At 33.8% G+C, this 19,676-nt stretch carries 13 protein-coding genes; all 13 read left to right on the top strand.

Features of this window, described 5'->3' with window-relative positions; translation table 11 throughout:
• Positions 1-229 precede the first annotated feature (229 nt).
• The 13 genes from MY04_RS05070 (at position 230) to nadE (ending at position 19,667) form a co-directional block, all read left to right on the top strand.
• Positions 230-3,715, top strand: a complete 3,486-nt coding sequence (locus MY04_RS05070; RefSeq protein ID WP_066207259.1) for a WD40/YVTN/BNR-like repeat-containing protein — start codon at positions 230-232, stop codon at positions 3,713-3,715.
• A 123-nt stretch (positions 3,716-3,838) separates the two neighbouring features.
• Positions 3,839-4,624, top strand: a complete 786-nt coding sequence (gene rsmA / locus MY04_RS05065; protein WP_066207256.1) for a 16S rRNA (adenine(1518)-N(6)/adenine(1519)-N(6))-dimethyltransferase RsmA — start codon at positions 3,839-3,841, stop codon at positions 4,622-4,624.
• 379 nt (positions 4,625-5,003) lie between these two features.
• Positions 5,004-6,122, top strand: a complete 1,119-nt coding sequence (dprA, locus tag MY04_RS05060; protein WP_066207253.1) for a DNA-processing protein DprA — start codon at positions 5,004-5,006, stop codon at positions 6,120-6,122.
• Position 6,123: 1 nt separating this feature from the next.
• Positions 6,124-7,254 (top strand): glycerate kinase, encoded by a 1,131-nt coding sequence (locus tag MY04_RS05055; protein ID WP_066207250.1) that lies wholly within the window; start codon positions 6,124-6,126, stop codon positions 7,252-7,254.
• A 168-nt stretch (positions 7,255-7,422) separates the two neighbouring features.
• Positions 7,423-9,765: a M1 family metallopeptidase gene (locus MY04_RS05050; protein WP_066207248.1), complete on the top strand. Its 2,343-nt coding sequence runs from the start codon at positions 7,423-7,425 to the stop codon at positions 9,763-9,765.
• Between the two features lie 53 nt (positions 9,766-9,818).
• Positions 9,819-12,086: a M1 family metallopeptidase gene (locus MY04_RS05045; protein WP_066207245.1), complete on the top strand. Its 2,268-nt coding sequence runs from the start codon at positions 9,819-9,821 to the stop codon at positions 12,084-12,086.
• A gap of 162 nt (positions 12,087-12,248) precedes the next feature.
• Entirely contained in the window at positions 12,249-12,650 is a 402-nt protein-coding gene (locus MY04_RS05040; RefSeq protein ID WP_084005776.1) for a YkvA family protein, read from the top strand.
• 230 nt (positions 12,651-12,880) lie between these two features.
• Complete coding sequence (locus MY04_RS05035) at positions 12,881-13,549, top strand: DUF4136 domain-containing protein (RefSeq protein WP_158297573.1); 669 nt, start codon at positions 12,881-12,883, stop codon at positions 13,547-13,549.
• Between the two features lie 7 nt (positions 13,550-13,556).
• The gene (locus tag MY04_RS05030) at positions 13,557-14,153 is read left to right on the top strand and encodes an OmpW family outer membrane protein (RefSeq protein ID WP_158297572.1); all 597 of its coding nucleotides are present in this window, start codon (positions 13,557-13,559) and stop codon (positions 14,151-14,153) included.
• Positions 14,154-14,385: 232 nt separating this feature from the next.
• Positions 14,386-15,351, top strand: coding sequence for a metal-dependent transcriptional regulator (locus MY04_RS05025; protein WP_066207233.1), 966 nt, complete (start codon positions 14,386-14,388; stop codon positions 15,349-15,351).
• Positions 15,338-16,114 carry a FeoB small GTPase domain-containing protein gene (locus MY04_RS28085; RefSeq protein ID WP_205958145.1) on the top strand — a complete coding sequence of 259 codons (777 nt, stop codon included), beginning with the start codon at positions 15,338-15,340 and terminating at the stop codon, positions 16,112-16,114. Before MY04_RS05025 ends, MY04_RS28085 begins: the two co-directional genes overlap by 14 nt.
• Positions 16,115-16,121: 7 nt before the next feature.
• On the top strand, positions 16,122-17,540 hold the full coding sequence (locus MY04_RS28080) for a ferrous iron transporter B (RefSeq protein WP_205960497.1): 1,419 nt from the start codon (positions 16,122-16,124) through the stop codon (positions 17,538-17,540).
• 135 nt (positions 17,541-17,675) lie between these two features.
• Positions 17,676-19,667: an NAD(+) synthase gene (gene nadE / locus MY04_RS05015; protein ID WP_066207228.1), complete on the top strand. Its 1,992-nt coding sequence runs from the start codon at positions 17,676-17,678 to the stop codon at positions 19,665-19,667.
• The last annotated feature ends 9 nt before the right edge of the window (positions 19,668-19,676 follow it).

Genomic DNA, 19,676 nt, shown 5'->3' with positions numbered 1-19,676 from the left:
AATTAAGAAAGTGATTCTGTATTTTGAAAATAGTTACTTTAATAAACAGGTTAATATTGTTTAAATGATTTCCTTGAATATTATCATCGTTAGATATACCAATTCAAATTAAGTATTTTTGTAAATAATCAAGGATTTATTGAATTATTTGAAAGAATAACAAGATAACAAACTTCAAAATCAAATTAATTGTGTTCTTTTTTTAGAACAGGTAGTAAACCAATTGCCGATGAAGAGATTTTACTATTTTATATATATTCTAATATTATCTTCTGTTGTGGGTTTTTGGATCTACTCTACTTTTTATGCCCCTGTAGATGACACACCTTTCATAAATGAATATAGTTTTTCCGATACAGAACCAAATCCTTATAAACTTAATGATAAGATTATAAGGGCTGATATGCCTGGAAAGTTCTTAAAGATGAAAAATACTTTGAGTACGAAAAAAGGGAATAATGAATCTAATTATCCACTTGGATATAAAAACGCAGAAATTAAAGCACATCAAGTATCAGAAAGTAACCCTTATTTTGATTCAATTGTTTGGGCTAAAAATGGACCAACAAACGTATCTGGAACAATTTACAGCATAGTATCAGACAAATTTGATACTAATGATAATACTTGGTTAGCTACAACTGCTGAAGGTGACATTTGGAAAACAAAAAACAGAGGTAAGCATTGGACTTGTGTAACCGATTCTTTACCAAATATTCCGATAACTAAAATTATCCAATCTCCATCTCAACCACAGATATTTTATGCAATTACCGGTGAAGCATATGGTAAAAGATATATACAATCTGGCAATGGCTTACTAAAAAGTACTGATAATGGTAATACTTGGCAAATAGTAAAGAATACGCTGGAGAATGAAAAATTTCAAGCAATAACCTCTATTATTATCGATCCAAATGATCATAAAACACTTCTTATCGGGACAACGCAAAGGATAAATGACAATACATTAAGATCATTCATTCTGAAAACAAAGGATGAAGGTGAAAATTGGGAAGAAGTTTATGAATCAAATTCTATTATTCAAGCCTTAGAATATCAACCTAATAATTTCAAAGTGATTTTAGCTGGAGTTAAAAACCAAGGAATTATTAAGAGTATTAACTCAGGTAGAACTTGGGGTAAAGTTGGAAACAATTTCAAAATGTCAGGTAGAATCAATTTGGCATTTGCTTCTGTAAATACTTCTATCGTTTTAGCCTCTACTACTGGAAAAGGTAGTAAACAAGCAATACTCTATGTATCTATGGACAATGGAAACTCTTGGAAACGATTGCAATTTGAGAGTCCAATTAATCAATTATTCGGAGGTCAAGGTTGGTATAATAATTTTATCACTCCTCATCCTTATGAAACATACTCATTCTATATTGGAGGAGTAAATATCAATAAATTATCCATAAGAAATTTTGAAACCGGACAAGCTATTTTAAGCCCTATTTCTGATGCTTATTCAGAATTTGATGGTCCAAACCAATTTCTACAATGGTCAGGTATGTCGAATATTAAAGGATTACATCCTGATCATCATCAATTATTAATCCTTAATAATAAGAAAGACAGCAGTTTCCAATTACTTACAGCTACTGATGGAGGTGTCTACATGAGTAAAAGAGATCATCAACCTGGAGAAAAAGACAACTCATGGAATTTTGCTTCATATGGTCTTCATTCCACTCATTTTTTTGATATTGATAAACATCCTTATAAGGATCAATTTTTCTGTGGAACTCAAGAAAATGGATCATGGGTATCTCCTACTAATCCTAGTATTTCAAGTAAATACAGAAGAGGATTACCCGGTGATGGATTTGATGTGATATGGCATCAATCTAATCCTGATATACTTATAGGAAGTATATATAATAATCATTTCTTTCGCTCATTAGATGGAGGTTTTTCGTTTAAAAAAGTAGGAAATGATTTATTAGATATTGATGAAGCGGCACCTTTTTTCAGTAAAATTGTCGATGCTCCAAATCAACCCAACTTATTGTATACAATTGGTGAAAGTGGTGTTTGGTTTTCAGAAAACTTTGGAGACTCATGGATGTTAAGTCCAATAAATAAGTTATGGAAGAGAACAGACTACATGGATATAAATGTCTCTACTGTCAATCCTAAAATTATATGGGCAGGTAGTGAGATAACGGAAGACAACAGAATTCATGTATCAAAAGATGGTGGTTTAACTTTTACAGCAACAAGCGATTTTAAATACAATGGTAAAAGTCTTGGACAAATCTCAAAGATTGTATCCGACCCAATTCTGCCTAATGTTGCCTATATCACTTTTGCTTTTAATGACTCTCCAAAAATTATTAAGACAGATGATTATGGAAAGACATGGAAAGATATTTCTGGATACGCAAATACGTCTCGACACCCGCTACCGAATGTACAAGTGTATGACCTTTTTGTATTTCCATACAACAATCAAATTCTTTGGGCTGGCACCGAAATTGGCCTATTCCAAACATTAGATGGAGGAAAAAGCTGGCATAGATTAAAAAGTAATTTCCCTGCCACTTCTGTATTTAATATACATTATAGAGATAACAGCATTTTTATAGGCAGCCAAGGAAAAGGAATATGGAGTCTTCATTTAGATGTATCCTTACAACCTAAAATTCTTAGTAGTTATTATGATAAACAAAAAGAGTTAATCGTTGAAATGGAAAACGTAAGTCAATATGATTCCCTGCAATTTTATAATAAAGGACAACTCATTGATAGCGGTAAAATAGAGATAACCGGTAATTACGTGAAGTTCAAGACTGAAGATGTTTTAAGTGATTTATCGGTTATTGGGTACAAAAACTCACTTCCTTATACTTCTAGATCTTCTAATAATTCACCTTTTGAATTTGGTAATTCTGTTTCTCATTTTCACTTTGACCACAAGTCTGATTCCGTTGAAAATAAACTAACTGGAAATTTATTCAATCAGTTTTCTGCACCAGGGTTTTCATATTCTTTACATACTGAACACCCATACAAGGTAAATGAAACAAAGTATTCGTATTTAAAATCTCCAATAGTATTAGACCGTTATACTAGTACACTTTACTATAAGGACATCGCATTAATTGATACGAATGACCATGTTTCAATACAGGCTTCAAAAGACCTTGTTCATTGGAAAAATATTAGTGGGAATTATAATGCTTCATTTAATACTGATTGGACATTTACGATCAATAAAAAAGATCCTATGGGATCTCAAAACTTAGAAGTCCCCCATTCTATTAATCTATTAGAGCACTTTAGTCCCCAAGACACAGTATATTTTAGATTTGAGCTTTCCTCCACAAAATCAAAAAACAATTGGGGTTGGGCAATATCATATATTGATATTCAAGGTAAACATGATACTGAATATAATAATGTTGTTTTCAATAATTTGATTCCAATTCAGGCAAGTGTTTCTCCATCAATTGTAAGTGATCAAAAAATAAATGTAGAGATCTTATCCAACGATAAAAAGTTACTTGATATCAAAATCATGAACTTAATTGGTAATAACGTTTTAGAGAGAAAATATATAAAACTGAATAAAGGTTGGAACAAATATCCTTTAACATTACCTTATCTAACGGATGGCATGTACATCATCAATTTGGAATATGACGATAAGGTAACCTCTTTAAAATTTATGGTGAGCAAAAAGAAAGACAAGCACATCATCATCTAAATTTAGATCTTTACCCTACTTCGATGTGGTTAATTTCTGTATCTGTTTGTTATTGAATTTGTAATAATAAAATAAAAGGGTGTTTTTTGTATCCCTATTTTAAGCATAATAAAATTATCATTTATGGCCAACGTAAAACCTAAGAAACATTTAGGACAACATTTCCTGGAAGACATGCAAATCGCAGACGATATTGTGAATGCAATGACTCAATATGGTGGATATAAAGAAATCTATGAGATCGGTCCAGGTACTGGAGTTTTAACTACTCGTTTGCTGAATAAAAATGATATAAAAACTACAGTTGTAGAAATAGATACCGAATCTGTAGACTATTTAAGAGATGTTGTAGGTTTACCAAAGGATCAAATTATTGGTGGTGACTTTCTTAAACTAGATTTTGATAAAATCGCTCCTCACCCTGTAGGATTAATTGGTAACTTCCCTTACAATATTTCTACTCAAATCTATTTTAAAGTACTAGAACATAAGGATCAGATTACTGAATGTGTGGGTATGATTCAAAAAGAAGTAGCAGAAAGAATCTGTTGTAAAACAGGTGGAAGGACTGCTGGTATTCTTACTATCCTAGTTCAAGCATTTTATGATGTCGAATACCTATTCACTGTACCCCCAACGGTATTTAATCCTCCTCCAAAAGTTGATTCTGCAGTAATTTCATTAAAAAGAAACGATAGAAAAACCCTGCCTTGCGATGAAAAATTATTCTTCAAGGTAGTTAAACAAGCTTTTTCAACACGTAGAAAAACATTAAGAAATGCAATGAAGCCATTTGGTCTTCCTGCTGACTTCCTTAAAAAGGATATATTTTCTCTACGTGCTGAAGCTTTAAGTGTAGATGATTTTATTCAATTGACAGTTGAAATTGAAGAAATAAGAAAATCATAGTTTCGCTTGCTTCTCAACATATAAGTTATTCCTATTTCTATAAATAAAGTAATTATTTAAAACAGAGATCAGGATAACATCATTTCCGGGCATTGCTTTTTGTTCAATTAATTTACCAGATATATCTGATATTTTATATTCAAAAGCATTGCCCGTTTTTTAATACCTACCTTTTCATTAGTAATGAAGTTATGCTTCAATGCAATTACTCTTTTCATCATTAATTAACTTATTTATAAAATTATCTAGATTGATACTATAACTAACTTTTTACCTTTCAATATTATTGCTAAATAATATTTCAATTATTGTTTTTATTTAAAACAAATGACACTATATTTAACAAATAATTTCTTAACGAATCAAATAATACCTGAAAATGACCATCACTGAATCCAAATTTTATGAACTATGGCTTAACAACATCCAAGGAATTGGAGGTGCTACAAGTAAATTATTAATAAGTCATTTAGGATCTGCTGAAGATGTATTTAAATCTTCTCCTACTCAACTGAAAAAAGTAAGCGGTATAGGAGAACATACGATTCACTCAATTGGTATCTCAAAAAAATATTTAAAGAAAATTGATCTTGAGGTCCAAAAAATTGAAAGTGCTAATGTTCGGGTTTTATCATATACCGATGATGAATTTCCAAAACGTTTAAAATACCAAAAAGACTCTCCTTATCTTATTTATGTAAAAGGAAAAGCGAAAGGACTTTACGCCAAGAAAACAATTGGAATTGTAGGTTCTCGATCTGCTAATTATTACGGTAAATCAGTTACCAATAAACTGATTGAAGATTTATCAAAATTCAAAGATATATCTGTGATCAGCGGATTAGCTTATGGAATTGATATACAAGCCCATAAATCTTCATTAAGTTATAAAGTAGGAACAATTGGTGTAATGGCAAATGGCTTGAATAAAGTCTACCCTTCCATACATAAAAACACAGCATTGGAAATGATCAAGGACGATAATAGTGGTCTTATTACTGAGAATTTAATGGACGCTGAACCTGATGGGCCTAAATTCCCTGCTAGAAATCGAATTATTGCAGGATTATCTGATGTCATCATTGTTATTCAAGGAAAAAAGAAAGGTGGTGCACTAATCACTGCAGACATTGCTAATAGCTACCATAAAGAAGTATTTGCTGTTCCCGGACAGGTAAATGATGAATTAGCTGAAGGATGTAATAATCTTATTAAATATCAGAAAGCTAGAATATACACTTCTGCTGATGATATTATCAAAATGATGAACTGGGATATTCAAGAAAAAAATAATACACAAAAAACGCTATTTGATACCTCAGATTTATCGAAAGATGAATTATCTATTGTAGATTTATTGAAAGAAAACGAATATCACATAGAAGAATTAGCTATTCAACTTCAAACGCCAATTCCTAAATTGTCAGGCTTCTTACTACAACTTGAATTAAGAGGTATTATTCGTTTAAAGCCTGGAAATATTTATAGTTTAAAATAACATGAAAATAGTAATTGCCCCTAATGCTTTTAAAAGTAGTATTTCGTCTATTGAGGCTGCCAATATTATACAAGAGGCATGGTTAAATAATAGACCAAACGATGAAGTTGTCAGTCTACCACTTGCCGATGGTGGTGACGATTTTGATCATGTTATTGCCTTATATAAAAATGGGACATGGAACGAAGTGGCCACAGTGAATGCATTAAACCAACCACATACTTCTGGTTATTACAAAGTAAACAATGCGACTGCAGTAATAGGAATGGCATCTGTTTGTGGGTTAGCCGATATCAATGAAGGAAAAAGAAACGCTTTAGAAGCTAGCAGTAGAGGTTTAGGAATAGTGATGATGCAGGCGATTAATGATGGATGTAAGGAAATAATTATTGGTCTAGGTGGTAGTGCATCAACTGATTTTGGTTTGGGAGCATTGGCAGAATTGGGTTTACTTTGTTTTAACGATGACGGAACTCCTATTCAACCCAACGGAGGCAACTTATCTTCAATCAGAACATTTGATATTCAAGAATTACTAAATAAAATAGAGGGTATTTCTTTTTACATTGCTGTGGACGTTGAAAACGGATTATTAGGAAAAAATGGGGCCGCTCATGTTTTCGGTCCTCAAAAAGGTGCTAATCAAGAAGACATTAAAGTTCTTGATGATAATTTAAGCCACGCAGCCGACCTCACACAAATAGCGACAAGTATTGAAGTTCATGATGCTATTGGAAGTGGTGCTGCCGGAGGAACTGCTGGAGGTTTTATGGCTTTCTTAAATGCCACAATATTAAAAGGAAGTGAATTTGTGATGGATTGTTCAGGTTTTGAAGATCAACTCTCTGATACAAATTTAATTATCACATCAGAAGGTACGATTGATGATCAAAGTCTGTATGGTAAACTTCCATATCAAGTAGCAATAAAAGGAAATGAATTAAAAATACCTGTATTAGCCTTGGTTGGTAATAATAAATTGTCAACCAATATAGAGCATCCTTTTTACAGTATATTCAATATCAACCAAAAGTTTAGAGGGTTTGATGATATGCTATCATTAGGTAAAGAAAACCTTTATAAAACTGTTGAGGAAATAGCTAAAATATTCTCTTTAAAACATGATATGTAATTAACAGATTTTACAATAAATAGTATCATTAAATAAGTTTTTTTTAGCATCTTGCAAGGATTAATGGAAATGTATACCATCGAAAATACCTACATTTCTGATTAAGAAAATAGATGATAAAGTCTTTTTTTTATTTTACTCAATTTTTAATAGCAACCTTCCATCTCTATGACAAACTCAATCAAAAAGATTGCAATCCTATTTTTTTCAGTGGTTTGTATTCCTTTTGCATATGGACAGAAAGAGTTCTACAATAACAACAAATTCAAACAGTTAGACGAAGAACTACCTACTCCCAACGTATACAGAACAGGTTCTGGTGCTCCAGGAGCTGAATATTGGCAACAAAAAGCTGATTATGTTATCGAAGCTTCAATTGATGAAAAACTTCACCGATTGAATGGTAAAGAAACAGTGACTTATTTCAATAATTCACCTGAAACACTTACATATTTGTGGATTCAATTGGATCAAAATATGAGAGCAACTGATTCTGACACTTACAAAATCAGACAAAATAAAATCAAAAAAGGGACAAACATCAATCAATTAGCAGCTATTGATGGATTCCCTGAGTATGATGGTGGACATAAGATCCAAAAAGTAACTACAGCAGATGGTCAAGATCTTAAATACACTATCAATAAAACAATGATGCGTATTGATTTACCTACTCCACTAAAGTCAGGTGAAAACTTCGCATTTAAAATTGATTGGTACTACAACATCAACGACCGTTTATTAATGGGTGGCCGTGGTGGCTATGAAACATTTGCTGAAGATGGTAATACAATCTATACGATCACTCAATGGTTCCCAAGAATGGCCGTTTATGATGATTTCAACGGTTGGCAGCACAAACAATTCTTAGGTAATGGAGAATTTGCTTTAACATTTGGAGACTATGATGTAAAAATCACTGTACCATCTGATCATATTGTTGCATCAACTGGTGAATTACAAAACCCTGATGATGTATTAACTGCCACTGAAAAGCAAAGATTCGAGGAAGCAAAAAAATCAGATAAACCAGTAGTTATCGTCACTCAAAAAGAAGCAGAGAAAAAAGAAAAAACGCAAGCTTCTGATACTAAAACTTGGCACTACAAAGCTGAAAATGTAAGAGATTTCGCATTTGGTTCATCAAGAAAATTCATTTGGGATGCAATGGGTGTAGATATCAATGGCAAAACTGTAATGGCGATGTCATACTACCCTAAGGAAGCAAACCCATTGTATGGTCAGTATTCTACAGAAGCAGTAGCACATACATTAGAAGTTTATTCTAAATATACCATCGACTATCCTTATCCAGTAGCGATTTCAGTAGAAGCATCAAATGGTATGGAATACCCAATGATCTGTTTCAACTACGGTCGACCTGAAAAAGATGGCACTTATTCTCCAAGAATCAAATATGGAATGATTTCAGTAATCATCCATGAAGTGGGTCATAACTTCTTCCCTATGATTGTCAACTCAGACGAAAGACAATGGACTTGGATGGACGAAGGTTTGAATACTTTCTGTCAGTATTTAGCAGAACAAGAGTGGGAAGATGGCTATCCATCAAGAAGAGGTCCTGCTGAGAATATCGTTCCTTACATGAAAGGTGAAAAAGATAATATTACTCCTATCATGACTAACTCTGAATCATTAAAGCAATTTGGTAATAACGCTTATGGTAAGCCTGCCACTGCTTTAAACATTTTGAGAGAAACAATTATGGGTCGTGAATTATTTGACTATGCATTTAAAGAATACGCACAGAGATGGGCTTTCAAACACCCTAAACCAGCTGATTTCTACAGAACAATGGAAGATGCTTCTGCAGTAGATTTAGATTGGTTCTGGAGAGGTTGGTTCTATACTACTGAAGCGGTAGATATTTCGATTAAGAATGTTATCGTAAAAGAACTAGATACTCAAGATCCAAAAGCTGAAAGTGCAAAACAAAAAGCAGAACGTGATAATCAACCTAAGCAAATCACAACTATTCATAACGAAGAGGAAAAATTGGTTACTAGAGTTGAGAAGAGACCTGAATTAAAAGACTTCTACAACAGCTATGATCCACTTGATCCTAATATTGAAGATTTTGATAACTACAAAAAGTATCAATCTCAATTGAATAAAAAGGATAAAGCATGGTTAGCTTCTAAGCATTTTGTTTATCAAGTTGATTTTGAAAATGTAGGTGGTCTAGTAATGCCTATCATCATCGAACTTCAATTTGAAGATGGTTCTTCTGAGAAAAAGTATATTCCTGCTGAAATCTGGAAAATGGATGACACAGTAGTTTCAAAAGTATTTGTTACTGAAAAAGAGGTAACACAGTTTGTTCTTGATCCAAACAGAGAAACAGCTGATATTGATACAGAGAACAACTACTATCCAAGAAAGCCTGAGGTAAGCCGTTTCAAATTATATAAGTCTGGTGCTAACCAACCAAGAACTTATGATAGCGGTAGATTAAACCCAATGCAAAAGGCGAAGAAAAACAAGAAATAATATAACTGAGAATGTCTCATTATTGAAAAATGATGAGGCATTCTTTTTTTACTATGAAAGCACATTTCAAACTATTCACTCTTTCTAGCTTACTCTTATTATCATCTACAGTTTTTGGCCAAAAAGAGGCCTATAATAATAGTAAATTTAAGCAGTTAGACGAAGAACTTCCTACACCAAATGCCTTTCGTACAGGTAGCGGTGCTCCAGGTCATAAATACTGGCAACAAAAAGCCGATTACACCATCGAGGCTTTATTAGATGAAGAAAAACATCAGTTACATGGTATAGAAACTATAACTTATACCAATAACTCCCCCGATAACATCAAATACTTATGGGTGCAATTGGACCAAAACATGAGAGCAACCAACTCAAGCACCTATAAGATCAGACAAAATAAAATCAAGGAACAAGCCAATGCTTCTTACTTCAATAGAATTGATGGTTTCCCTGATTACGATGGTGGTCATAAAGTTCTAGAAGTAAAAAATGCTGATGGAACAGATTTACCTTATACTATCAATCAAACAATGATGAGGGTCGATCTTCCCAAAGATTTAAAATCCGGTGATAGTTATACTTTTAAAGTAAAGTGGTTCTATAATATCAATGATAGATCGCTTATGGGTGGCCGAGGTGGTTACGAAACTTTTAAAGATGGTAATACATTGTACACAATCACTCAATGGTTCCCAAGAATGGCAGTGTATGACGATGTGAATGGATGGCAAAACAAACAATTCCTTGGACGTGGTGAGTTTGCTCTTACGTTTGGAGATTATGATGTAAAAATCACCGTACCTGATGATCATATTGTCGCTTCTACAGGTGTATTACAAGATTCTTCAGTTCTTTCAGAAACTCAAAGAGAACGTTTAGAACAAGCAAAAACAAGTGAAAAACCTGTTGAGATTGTTACAAAAAAAGAAGCAATTAAAAACGAGAAGAAAAAAGGTAAAGGTACCAAAATGTGGCACTATAAAGCAGAGAATGTAAGAGATTTTGCTTTTGGTTCCTCAAGAAAATTCATTTGGGATGCCATGGGCGTTGAGCAAAACGGTAAAACTGTGATGGCCATGTCGTATTATCCAAAAGATGCCTATAACTTATACAATCGTTATTCTACAGAAGCAATTGCTCATACTATTGAGGTATATTCTCGAATGACTTTCGAATACCCTTATCCTGTTGCTATTTCTGTCGAAGCCAATAATGGTATGGAATATCCGATGATCTGTTTCAATTACGGTCGTCAGGATAAAGACGGCAACTATTCTAAAAGAATTAAATACGGAATGTTATCGGTGGTTATTCACGAAGTGGGTCACAACTACTTCCCTATGATCGTCAATTCTGATGAAAGACAATGGACTTGGATGGACGAAGGTTTGAACTCCTTCCTTCAATTTGTTGCAGAACAAGAATGGGAAAAGAACTATCCATCTATGGAAGGATTCCCTGATAATATCATTGAATATATGGAAGGTGATCCAGAAGGTATTTCTCCAATTATGACCAATTCTGAATCTATCAAGCAATTTGGTTGGAATGCTTATGCAAAACCTTCAGTTGCCTTGAACATTTTGAGAGAAACAGTAATGGGTAGAGAACTATTTGATTATGCCTTCAAGGAATATGCTCAAAGATGGAAATTTAAGCACCCTACCCCTGCCGATTTCTTCAGAACAATGGAAGACGCATCGGGAATGGATCTTGATTGGTTCTGGAGAGGATGGTTCTATACTACTGAAGCTTGTGATATCAGTATTAAAGAAGTAAAAGCTTTATCATTAGACACTCAAAATCCAGAAGTGGAAATGAATTTAGTGAAACAACAAGAAGCTGATAAAAAACCAAGTATCACAGAAATCAATAATGAAAAAGCAGGTTTAGTTACTCGTGTAGATAAAAAACCAGAACTAAAAGATTTCTACAATTCATATGATAAATACGAAGTAACAGAAGAAGACAAAATGAAATATGAAAAATATGCTTCTTCTTTAAATGATAAGGACAAAGAGTGGATTGCTGCCAATAAATTTGCTTATCAGGTAGACTTCGAAAATATAGGTGGATTAGTGATGCCTATCATTATCGAATTAAAATATAAAGACGGGACTACAGAAAAGAGATATATTCCTGCTGAAATCTGGAAAAAAGATGATCTAGTAGTATCAAAAGTATTTGTTACAGATCAAGAGGTCGTTGCTTTCTTCTTAGATCCTAACAGAGAAACCGCTGATATTGATACATCAAATAATCATTTCCCGAGGATAAAGCCGGTAAATAGATTCCAACTGTATAAGAGTAAGAAATAATCTACTTTAAAGAGTGTAAATCCATAAATGCTGAAAATAAGGGAATCCTCTTCTTTTATTTTCAGCATTTTTATTTACAAAACTTCATATGTACGAAGAATTATCTTTTTCGTCTGACAAAGCTTATGTATATTAGTTGGTGAGATCAATGAAATAAACCAAATGAATAAAACTGAGATATTAAAGATTACTGGCGAGCAACTGATAAAATTCAGTAGTGTATTTAAAGATGCTAAGTTTTGGAGAAAATTAATGAAATATGCAAAGAAAGCAGGGATTAAACTTTCTTTTTATGCCGTTACACTTTACTACACAATGCTGGATGAAGACACACCAAATACTTCAAAATTAGTTATTATGGGTGCTTTAGGTTATTTCATCCTTCCTATTGATCTTATTCCAGATATTGCCCCTGGTATAGGCTTTACTGATGATTTAGCGGCTTTAACAAGTGCCTTCTTTACTCTAGCCATGCATATCAAACCAGAACATAAGGAAAATGCGTTAGTTGTACTACAAAAAATATTCGGAAGTGAATTAACTTTAGAACAATTGGAATTTTAATTGACTTACAAAGATTTTTTATCAATAATTAATAAATAGGCTTATCAAACAGATAGGCCTATTATGTTATAAAAAGCCAATAACTTAAATTAAATACTCTTTAATAACCCAAAATAGATTAAGCAAACTTAAATAAAGGTAAAAAAACTGACCAAAATGAACTCTTCATTGTCGTAAAAAGTATAACAAATTAAATCTAATTTTATTAAACCATCACAACTATCATGACAATGAACAAACTAAGATCCAAAGCATTTGGTATGCTTGTGTTTTTTTCAATCATGTTGATAGGCTGTTCCAGACAAGGACCAGAATATGTTTCCGACTATGATGTCGTTATCACCAATTATGACCCTGAAAAAAAAGAACTATTCTCGGAAAAGAAAACTTTCGGGATGCCTTGGAAAGTTGTACACGTAGGTGATACAACAATCACAGAACCCACAGAATTTGACATTAAGGTATTAGAAACCACACGAGCTGAAATGGAAGCTAAAGGTTATACCTTTATTGAAGAAACAAGTAACGACCATCCAGATATGGTAGTTCTTTGTTACTCTGTTACCACTACAAGTGTTTATACTTGGTGGGATTGGTGGGGCGGTTACCCAGGATGGGGATATCCAGGTTGGGGTTACCCAGGTTGGGGATATCCAGGATGGGGTTACCCTGTTAGAGGTATCTATGCTTACCAAAAAGGTACAGTGCTAGTAGAAATTGCAGAAAACATCCCAGTTCACTTACCTTCTGACGAAAAAGAAGTACAGTATCCTATTATGTGGGAAGGTGTAACTAATGGTTATACTACAAACACAGCTAATGAAATCATGAGAGTAGAGAAAAACATTAAGCAAATGTTTACTCAATCACCTTACATTCAATCAAATGGCTCAAACTAATACTCATATGAAAAAAATCATCACATTAGTTGTTGCTATGATTGGATTTACTGCAACAACATTCGCACAGGAAAAGATTCTATCTTTCCAATATAGTATGGCTGCTCCAATGGGAGAAACTCAAGCATTTACTGATGCTCCAAGTTTTAGAGGTGGAACATTAGAATACCGTCATTTTGTTAATCCAAAAATGAGTGTTGGTTTCTCTTTAGGGTATCAAAGATTCTACGAATATAAAGGATATAATACGGTAGAGTTACCAGGAGAAAACGGTCACATCTCAGGGCAAGAGTACAATTACATTGATCAGTTTCCAATTATGGCCACTTATCATTACTATTTTGGACCACAAGGAGGAATTCGTCCTTATGTAGGTGCAGGTATTGGTGCTGCTCATTATGAATACACTAATCAAATGGGCTCAATGGCTTCAGTTGGAAAACAATGGCACATGCAAGTAGCGCCAGAAGTAGGTGTCCTTGTACCAATTGGATCTTCTATTTACTTACACACTAATGTAAAGTATAATTACGCTTTCGAAGCAGGAAATTACTCTGCTCAACAATATTGGGGATTCAATGTTGGTTTAGCGTTCGATTTATAAACCTATATTTGAATGAATTATATTGTCAAATCTATAGACATATAATTTTAAATCAAATAAATGATAATAAGGCAGTCAGAAATGGCTGCCTTTTTTGTATTTAAGTTAATTTTTAGACAAGCCTAAAAAATATTATGTATATTTGTGTAAACCTATATTTGATAAGATAAATCTCATTACTATAGGTCATTACTATCCGAATTACGGATCTACTACATTACTATTAAAATAAATGAATACAATATTTAATTGGTTCAAAAAACAATTTGATAAATACCCTCTTGAATTTATTGAAGAGGATATTTTAAAAATACTTTTCAAAATCAAAGAGGATAAAAAAGAAGTTAGAGCAAAAGATATTTATAATGAATTAGTCAATGTCTCTGATGAAGCATTCAACAATGCACTTCAATCTTTATTTGATAAGAAAGATATAAAATCAACTAATGAACAAATTTCACTTGAGGAAAGCGGTCATTTTAAGGCTATTCAACTGATTCGTAAGCATAGGATTTACGAAAAATATTTAGCTGAAAAAACGGGTTTCTCTAAAGAAAATTGGCATAGCAAAGCGGAACGTAAAGAACATTTATTGTCCGATGAAGAAGTGGATCAGATGGATAAAGAACTAGGTTACCCTAAGTTCGATCCACATGGAGATCCTATCCCTACAAAAGATGGCGTTTTACCTAAATTAAAAGGAAGGCCCCTATCCAAAATCAAACAAAATTCTTTAGTGAAGATCATTCATATTGAGGATGAACCTAAAGAGGTATATCTAGAACTTCTTAAAAAGGATATTCACATCGGTTCATTGTTAAGTATTCAATCAACAAAAGATAAATTGATTTATACTTCTGAAAGTAGAAACTTTGAGTTTTCAGAAAATGAACTAAATAACATTCAGGTAGTTATAATAGAAACTGCTGAAGTTTTACCGAAAAACATCAACAGATTAACTGATTTAAAACTTGGCGAAAGAGCAATAATCTATAGTTTATCTCAAGAATGTAGAGGTATAAATCGAAGAAGATTACTGGATTTGGGTTTTGTAAAAGGATCTAATATTGAAATAAGTATGGTTAGTCCTATGCGAGATCCCAAAGCATTCCTCATTAGAGATACATTAATTGCTTTAAGAAAGGAACAAACGAATATGATTTTAATCAAAAAAGTAAATCAAGATGAGCAGCAATAAAAGTAACTCTCCTTGTGATACTTGCGGTCAGAATCCACAAGGAAGATTAAAAAGATTAGGTGTTGAGATAGAGAAAAGTGATTATGTCATTGCCTTGGCAGGGAATCCCAATACTGGGAAAAGTACTGTTTTTAATAGTTTGACCGGACTAAAACAACATACGGGTAACTGGCCTGGCAAAACTGTAGGTCGTGCCGAAGGCGGGTATATTTTTGATGAATCAAAATATAAGATCATCGATTTACCTGGTACTTATTCTCTAATGTCAACATCGGAAGATGAAGAAATCGCTAGAAATTTCATTCTTTTCGGTAAGCCTGATGTAACCATTATTGTTGTTGATGCTGGACGTTTAGAAAGAAACCTCAATCTTGCACTTCAAATATTAGAAATTACAGATAAAGCGGTACTATGTGTCAATCTTATTGATGAAGCAAAGAGACACAACATAGAAATAGATACGCGTACTTTATCAAAAGAATTGGGCATACCTGTAGTGGCTACTTCTGCTTTAAGAGGTATCGGTATAGCCGATTTATTGAAAACGGTTGATGAAGTGGCCAAAGGAGAAATCAAATGCTCCCCTCATCGCATCAAAAATGTGCCTAAAAAAATAGAAAAGGAAGTCAAAAGGATTCAGGATAAAATAGAACAACTCTATCCTAACCTTCCTAATAGTCGTTGGATCGCTTTTCGATTGCTTGATGGAGATCGAGATATTATCAAAGCAATTGAGAATGGTGAATTTATCAATGATAAATAAGTGACGAATGAATAAAGAAGATCAAATTAATCAATTACTTTCTGAAGCCGCTGAAACACGTTGGGAAATCGGACAAGAATTTCATGATAAGCTTTCTGAAAGTATTTATACAAATGCTGCAGAAATCGCAGAGAAAACTGTACTAAAAGATCACGAAAAGGAGAATTTCAACTTAGACCGTGCAATTGATCGAGTAGTGACAAGTCCTATATGGGGATTCCCCATTATGTTCTTGGTGCTTGCCATTGTATTGTGGTTAACTATTGTAGGATCTAATGTACCCTCTGAGTTTTTAGCTTCCATCCTTTTAGATAATGTCTATGTATTTCTAAGGGCACAAGCGGAAGCAGTGATGCCTTGGTGGTTATCCGGGTTTTTAATTGATGGAGTTTTCTTATGCCTTGCATGGGTAATCTCTGTGATGTTACCTCCTATGGCGATTTTTTTCCCCATGTTTACCATTTTGGAAGATTTAGGATATTTACCTAGAATCGCTTTCAACTTGGATAAGTTATTTAGAAAATCTGGGGCACACGGTAAGCAAGCTTTAACCATGTCGATGGGTTTTGGATGTAACGCTGCAGGTGTTGTGGCTACCAGAATAATTGATTCTCCACGTGAACGCTTGATTGCAATTATCACCAACAACTTTTCATTATGTAACGGACGTTGGCCTACTCAGATTCTGTTATCAAGTATCTTTATTGGAGCCATTGTACCTGATGAATATAAAACTTTAGTGGCTACGGGTGCCGTTATTGGTGTGGCATTATTGGGTATCGGATTGACTTTCTTAGTTTCATTGTTCCTTTCAAAAACATTCCTTAAAGGTGAAGTTTCTTCATTTACTTTGGAACTTCCACCTTATAGAAAACCACGTATTCTTCAAACCATATATACTTCCCTAATCGATAGAACTTTAATTGTTCTTTGGAGAGCCTGTGTATTTGCAGCCCCTGCTGGTGCAGTGATATGGTTAGTCAGTAATATTACAATTGGAGATCAAAGTATTGCTTTATGGATGATTCAAGGAATGGATCAATTCGGTTGGATCGTCGGCTTAAACGGTGTGATATTACTTGCTTATATCTTAGCCATCCCTGCCAATGAAATCGTTATGCCAACAATTCTTATGCTTACAGTGATGACGACCAATATTGTTGGATATGGTGAAGGAAATGGCGTGATGTTCGAAATAGAATCAATGAGCAATACACATGATGTGCTGGTAGCAGGAGGCTGGACTTTCCTCACGGCAATTAATGTGATGTTATTTAGTTTGATTCATAATCCTTGTAGTACAACAATCTATACAATATATAAAGAAACAGGTAGTACTAAATGGACAACAATAGCTTCTATTCTCCCTGTGATTATGGGATTTTTAGTTTGCTTTGTGATTACGCAAATTGCACACTTACTCTAATTGGTGAATACGTTTTCTCAAAATTTTGAGAAGACAAAAAGAAATATTACGAAGCTCTCATTTTTGAGAGCTTTTTCTATTTTTAATCCGTATTTCCTCACATTTTGATTATTTTTACATCAAAATAAAAAATAGATGACAAACCTTATAAAAGTTGCTGGGGCTGAGTTAAATCAGACTCCATTGGATTGGAATAACAATTTTGAAAATATAAAAAACGCAATTGAAACCGCTAAAAAGCAAAACGTTTCCATATTGTGTTTACCAGAATTATCGATTACAGGTTATGGATGTGAGGATGCTTTTTATGCACCAAATACAGAGCATCAAGCCTTAAAAATATTAGGGAAAATACTCCCATTAACGAAAGATCTTGTCATTTCTGTGGGTTTACCTCTAAGATTTAAAAACAAGCTTTATAATACAGTAGTATTAATCGTTAATCAGAAAATAAAAGGTTTTGTAGCTAAGAAACATTTGGCAGGGAACGGAATTCATTATGAACCACGTTGGTTTACTCCATGGGTGGAAGGTGAATTTTCTACTATCGAATTTGATGATAGCTATGCTTCTATTTTAGGTAACACCCCCTTCCCTTTTGGCGATTTGATTTTTAATGTCAATGGTGTCAAAATTGGATTTGAAATTTGTGAAGATGCTTGGGTAGCGAACCGTCCTGGTAGAACTTTGTATCATCAAGGGGTTGATATTATATTAAATCCATCTGCAAGTCATTTCGCATTTGATAAACTTGATGTTCGTAAACGATTTGTTTTAGAAGGTTCTAGAGCCTTTGGTGTAGGATATATCTATGCCAATCTTTTAGGTAATGAATCGGGTCGTGCTATCTATGATGGCGGGGTGATGATTGCATTGTCAGGTAAGCTTCTATCAATCAGTAAGCGATTTGCGTTCTATAACTACAAAGTGACTACGGCTACATTTGATTTGGATATTGCTCGATTGGCTCAAATTCAAAGTCATACCTCAAATACAGGTACTGGAAATCATCTAGTGGTGAAAGATGACTTTACAATTCCTCGTACATCTCCTGAAAAACACCTTCCCGTAGAAGAATCATGGGAACATTCAGATAATATTAAAGAAGAAGAATTTGGTAGAGCTGTCGCCTTAGGTTTGTTTGATTATATGCGAAAAAGTTTCTCCAAAGGATATGTTGTTTCTCTTTCTGGAGGTGCTGACTCTTCTTCCATTGTTACCCTTATTCACTTAATGATTAAGATGGGTATCGAAGATTTGGGGTTAGAAGGGTTTAAGTCGAAGCTATCTTATTTCTCTGCATTATCAGATTGTGAGGACGATAAAGCACTTTGTGAAAAGATTTTGACAACTGCTTATCAACCGACTGAAAATAGTGGTGATGTTACTTTAAATGCTGCTACTGAATTGGCTAAAGCTGTTGGTGCCACTTTCCATACCATTGATGTTAACCCGATGTATAAAGGTTACTTAAATGCCATAGAAAGCGCCATTGACAGAAAATTAGGTTGGGATACAGACGATATCACACTTCAAAATATACAAGCCAGAGTTCGTGCCCCATCCGTGTGGATGCTAGCGAATATCAATGGTGCTTTATTATTATCCACATCTAACCGTTCGGAAGCTGCTGTGGGTTATGCCACTATGGATGGAGATACGAGTGGAGGTTTAAGCCCAATAGCAGGTATCGACAAGAATTATTTGAGAAGTTGGTTAAGATGGATGGAAACAAATGGTTTGGATAACAAATGGAATGTTCCGGAATTAAAATTGGTCAATGATCAACAACCAACGGCTGAATTACGACCAAAAGATTCAAAACAAACAGATGAGGCAGATTTAATGCCTTATGATATCTTGGAAGAGATTGAGAAATTAGCCATTCGTGATAAAAAATCACCACAAGAATGTCAGCTTTTCCTTTCTGCAAATCATCCTGATGCTTCTAGAGAAACAATTATAGCATGGGTGAAGAAATTCTTCCAACTTTGGAGTAGAAACCAATGGAAGCGTGAAAGATATGCTCCTTCCTTCCATTTAGATGATAAAAACTTAGATCCTAAAACTTGGTGTAGATTCCCAATTTTATCTGGTGGGTTTAAGAACGAATTATCTGAGTTATAAAGCATCAAT

The organism is Flammeovirga sp. MY04 (assembly GCF_001682195.2).
Classification (GTDB): domain Bacteria; phylum Bacteroidota; class Bacteroidia; order Cytophagales; family Flammeovirgaceae; genus Flammeovirga; species Flammeovirga yaeyamensis.
Note: the sequence above shows the minus strand (reverse complement) of the source record. Positions and strands in the feature narration are given on the sequence as shown.

Coding starts and splice junctions, on each gene's coding strand:
- MY04_RS05040 (WP_084005776.1), top strand. CDS start 12,249: ATGAATAAAACTGAGATATTAAAGATTACTGGCGAGCAACTGATAAAA.
- MY04_RS05035 (WP_158297573.1), top strand. CDS start 12,881: ATGAACAAACTAAGATCCAAAGCATTTGGTATGCTTGTGTTTTTTTCA.
- rsmA (WP_066207256.1), top strand. CDS start 3,839: ATGGCCAACGTAAAACCTAAGAAACATTTAGGACAACATTTCCTGGAA.
- MY04_RS05050 (WP_066207248.1), top strand. CDS start 7,423: ATGACAAACTCAATCAAAAAGATTGCAATCCTATTTTTTTCAGTGGTT.
- MY04_RS05055 (WP_066207250.1), top strand. CDS start 6,124: ATGAAAATAGTAATTGCCCCTAATGCTTTTAAAAGTAGTATTTCGTCT.
- MY04_RS05025 (WP_066207233.1), top strand. CDS start 14,386: ATGAATACAATATTTAATTGGTTCAAAAAACAATTTGATAAATACCCT.
- MY04_RS05045 (WP_066207245.1), top strand. CDS start 9,819: ATGAAAGCACATTTCAAACTATTCACTCTTTCTAGCTTACTCTTATTA.
- MY04_RS05070 (WP_066207259.1), top strand. CDS start 230: ATGAAGAGATTTTACTATTTTATATATATTCTAATATTATCTTCTGTT.
- MY04_RS05030 (WP_158297572.1), top strand. CDS start 13,557: ATGAAAAAAATCATCACATTAGTTGTTGCTATGATTGGATTTACTGCA.
- MY04_RS28085 (WP_205958145.1), top strand. CDS start 15,338: ATGAGCAGCAATAAAAGTAACTCTCCTTGTGATACTTGCGGTCAGAAT.
- MY04_RS28080 (WP_205960497.1), top strand. CDS start 16,122: ATGAATAAAGAAGATCAAATTAATCAATTACTTTCTGAAGCCGCTGAA.
- nadE (WP_066207228.1), top strand. CDS start 17,676: ATGACAAACCTTATAAAAGTTGCTGGGGCTGAGTTAAATCAGACTCCA.
- dprA (WP_066207253.1), top strand. CDS start 5,004: ATGACCATCACTGAATCCAAATTTTATGAACTATGGCTTAACAACATC.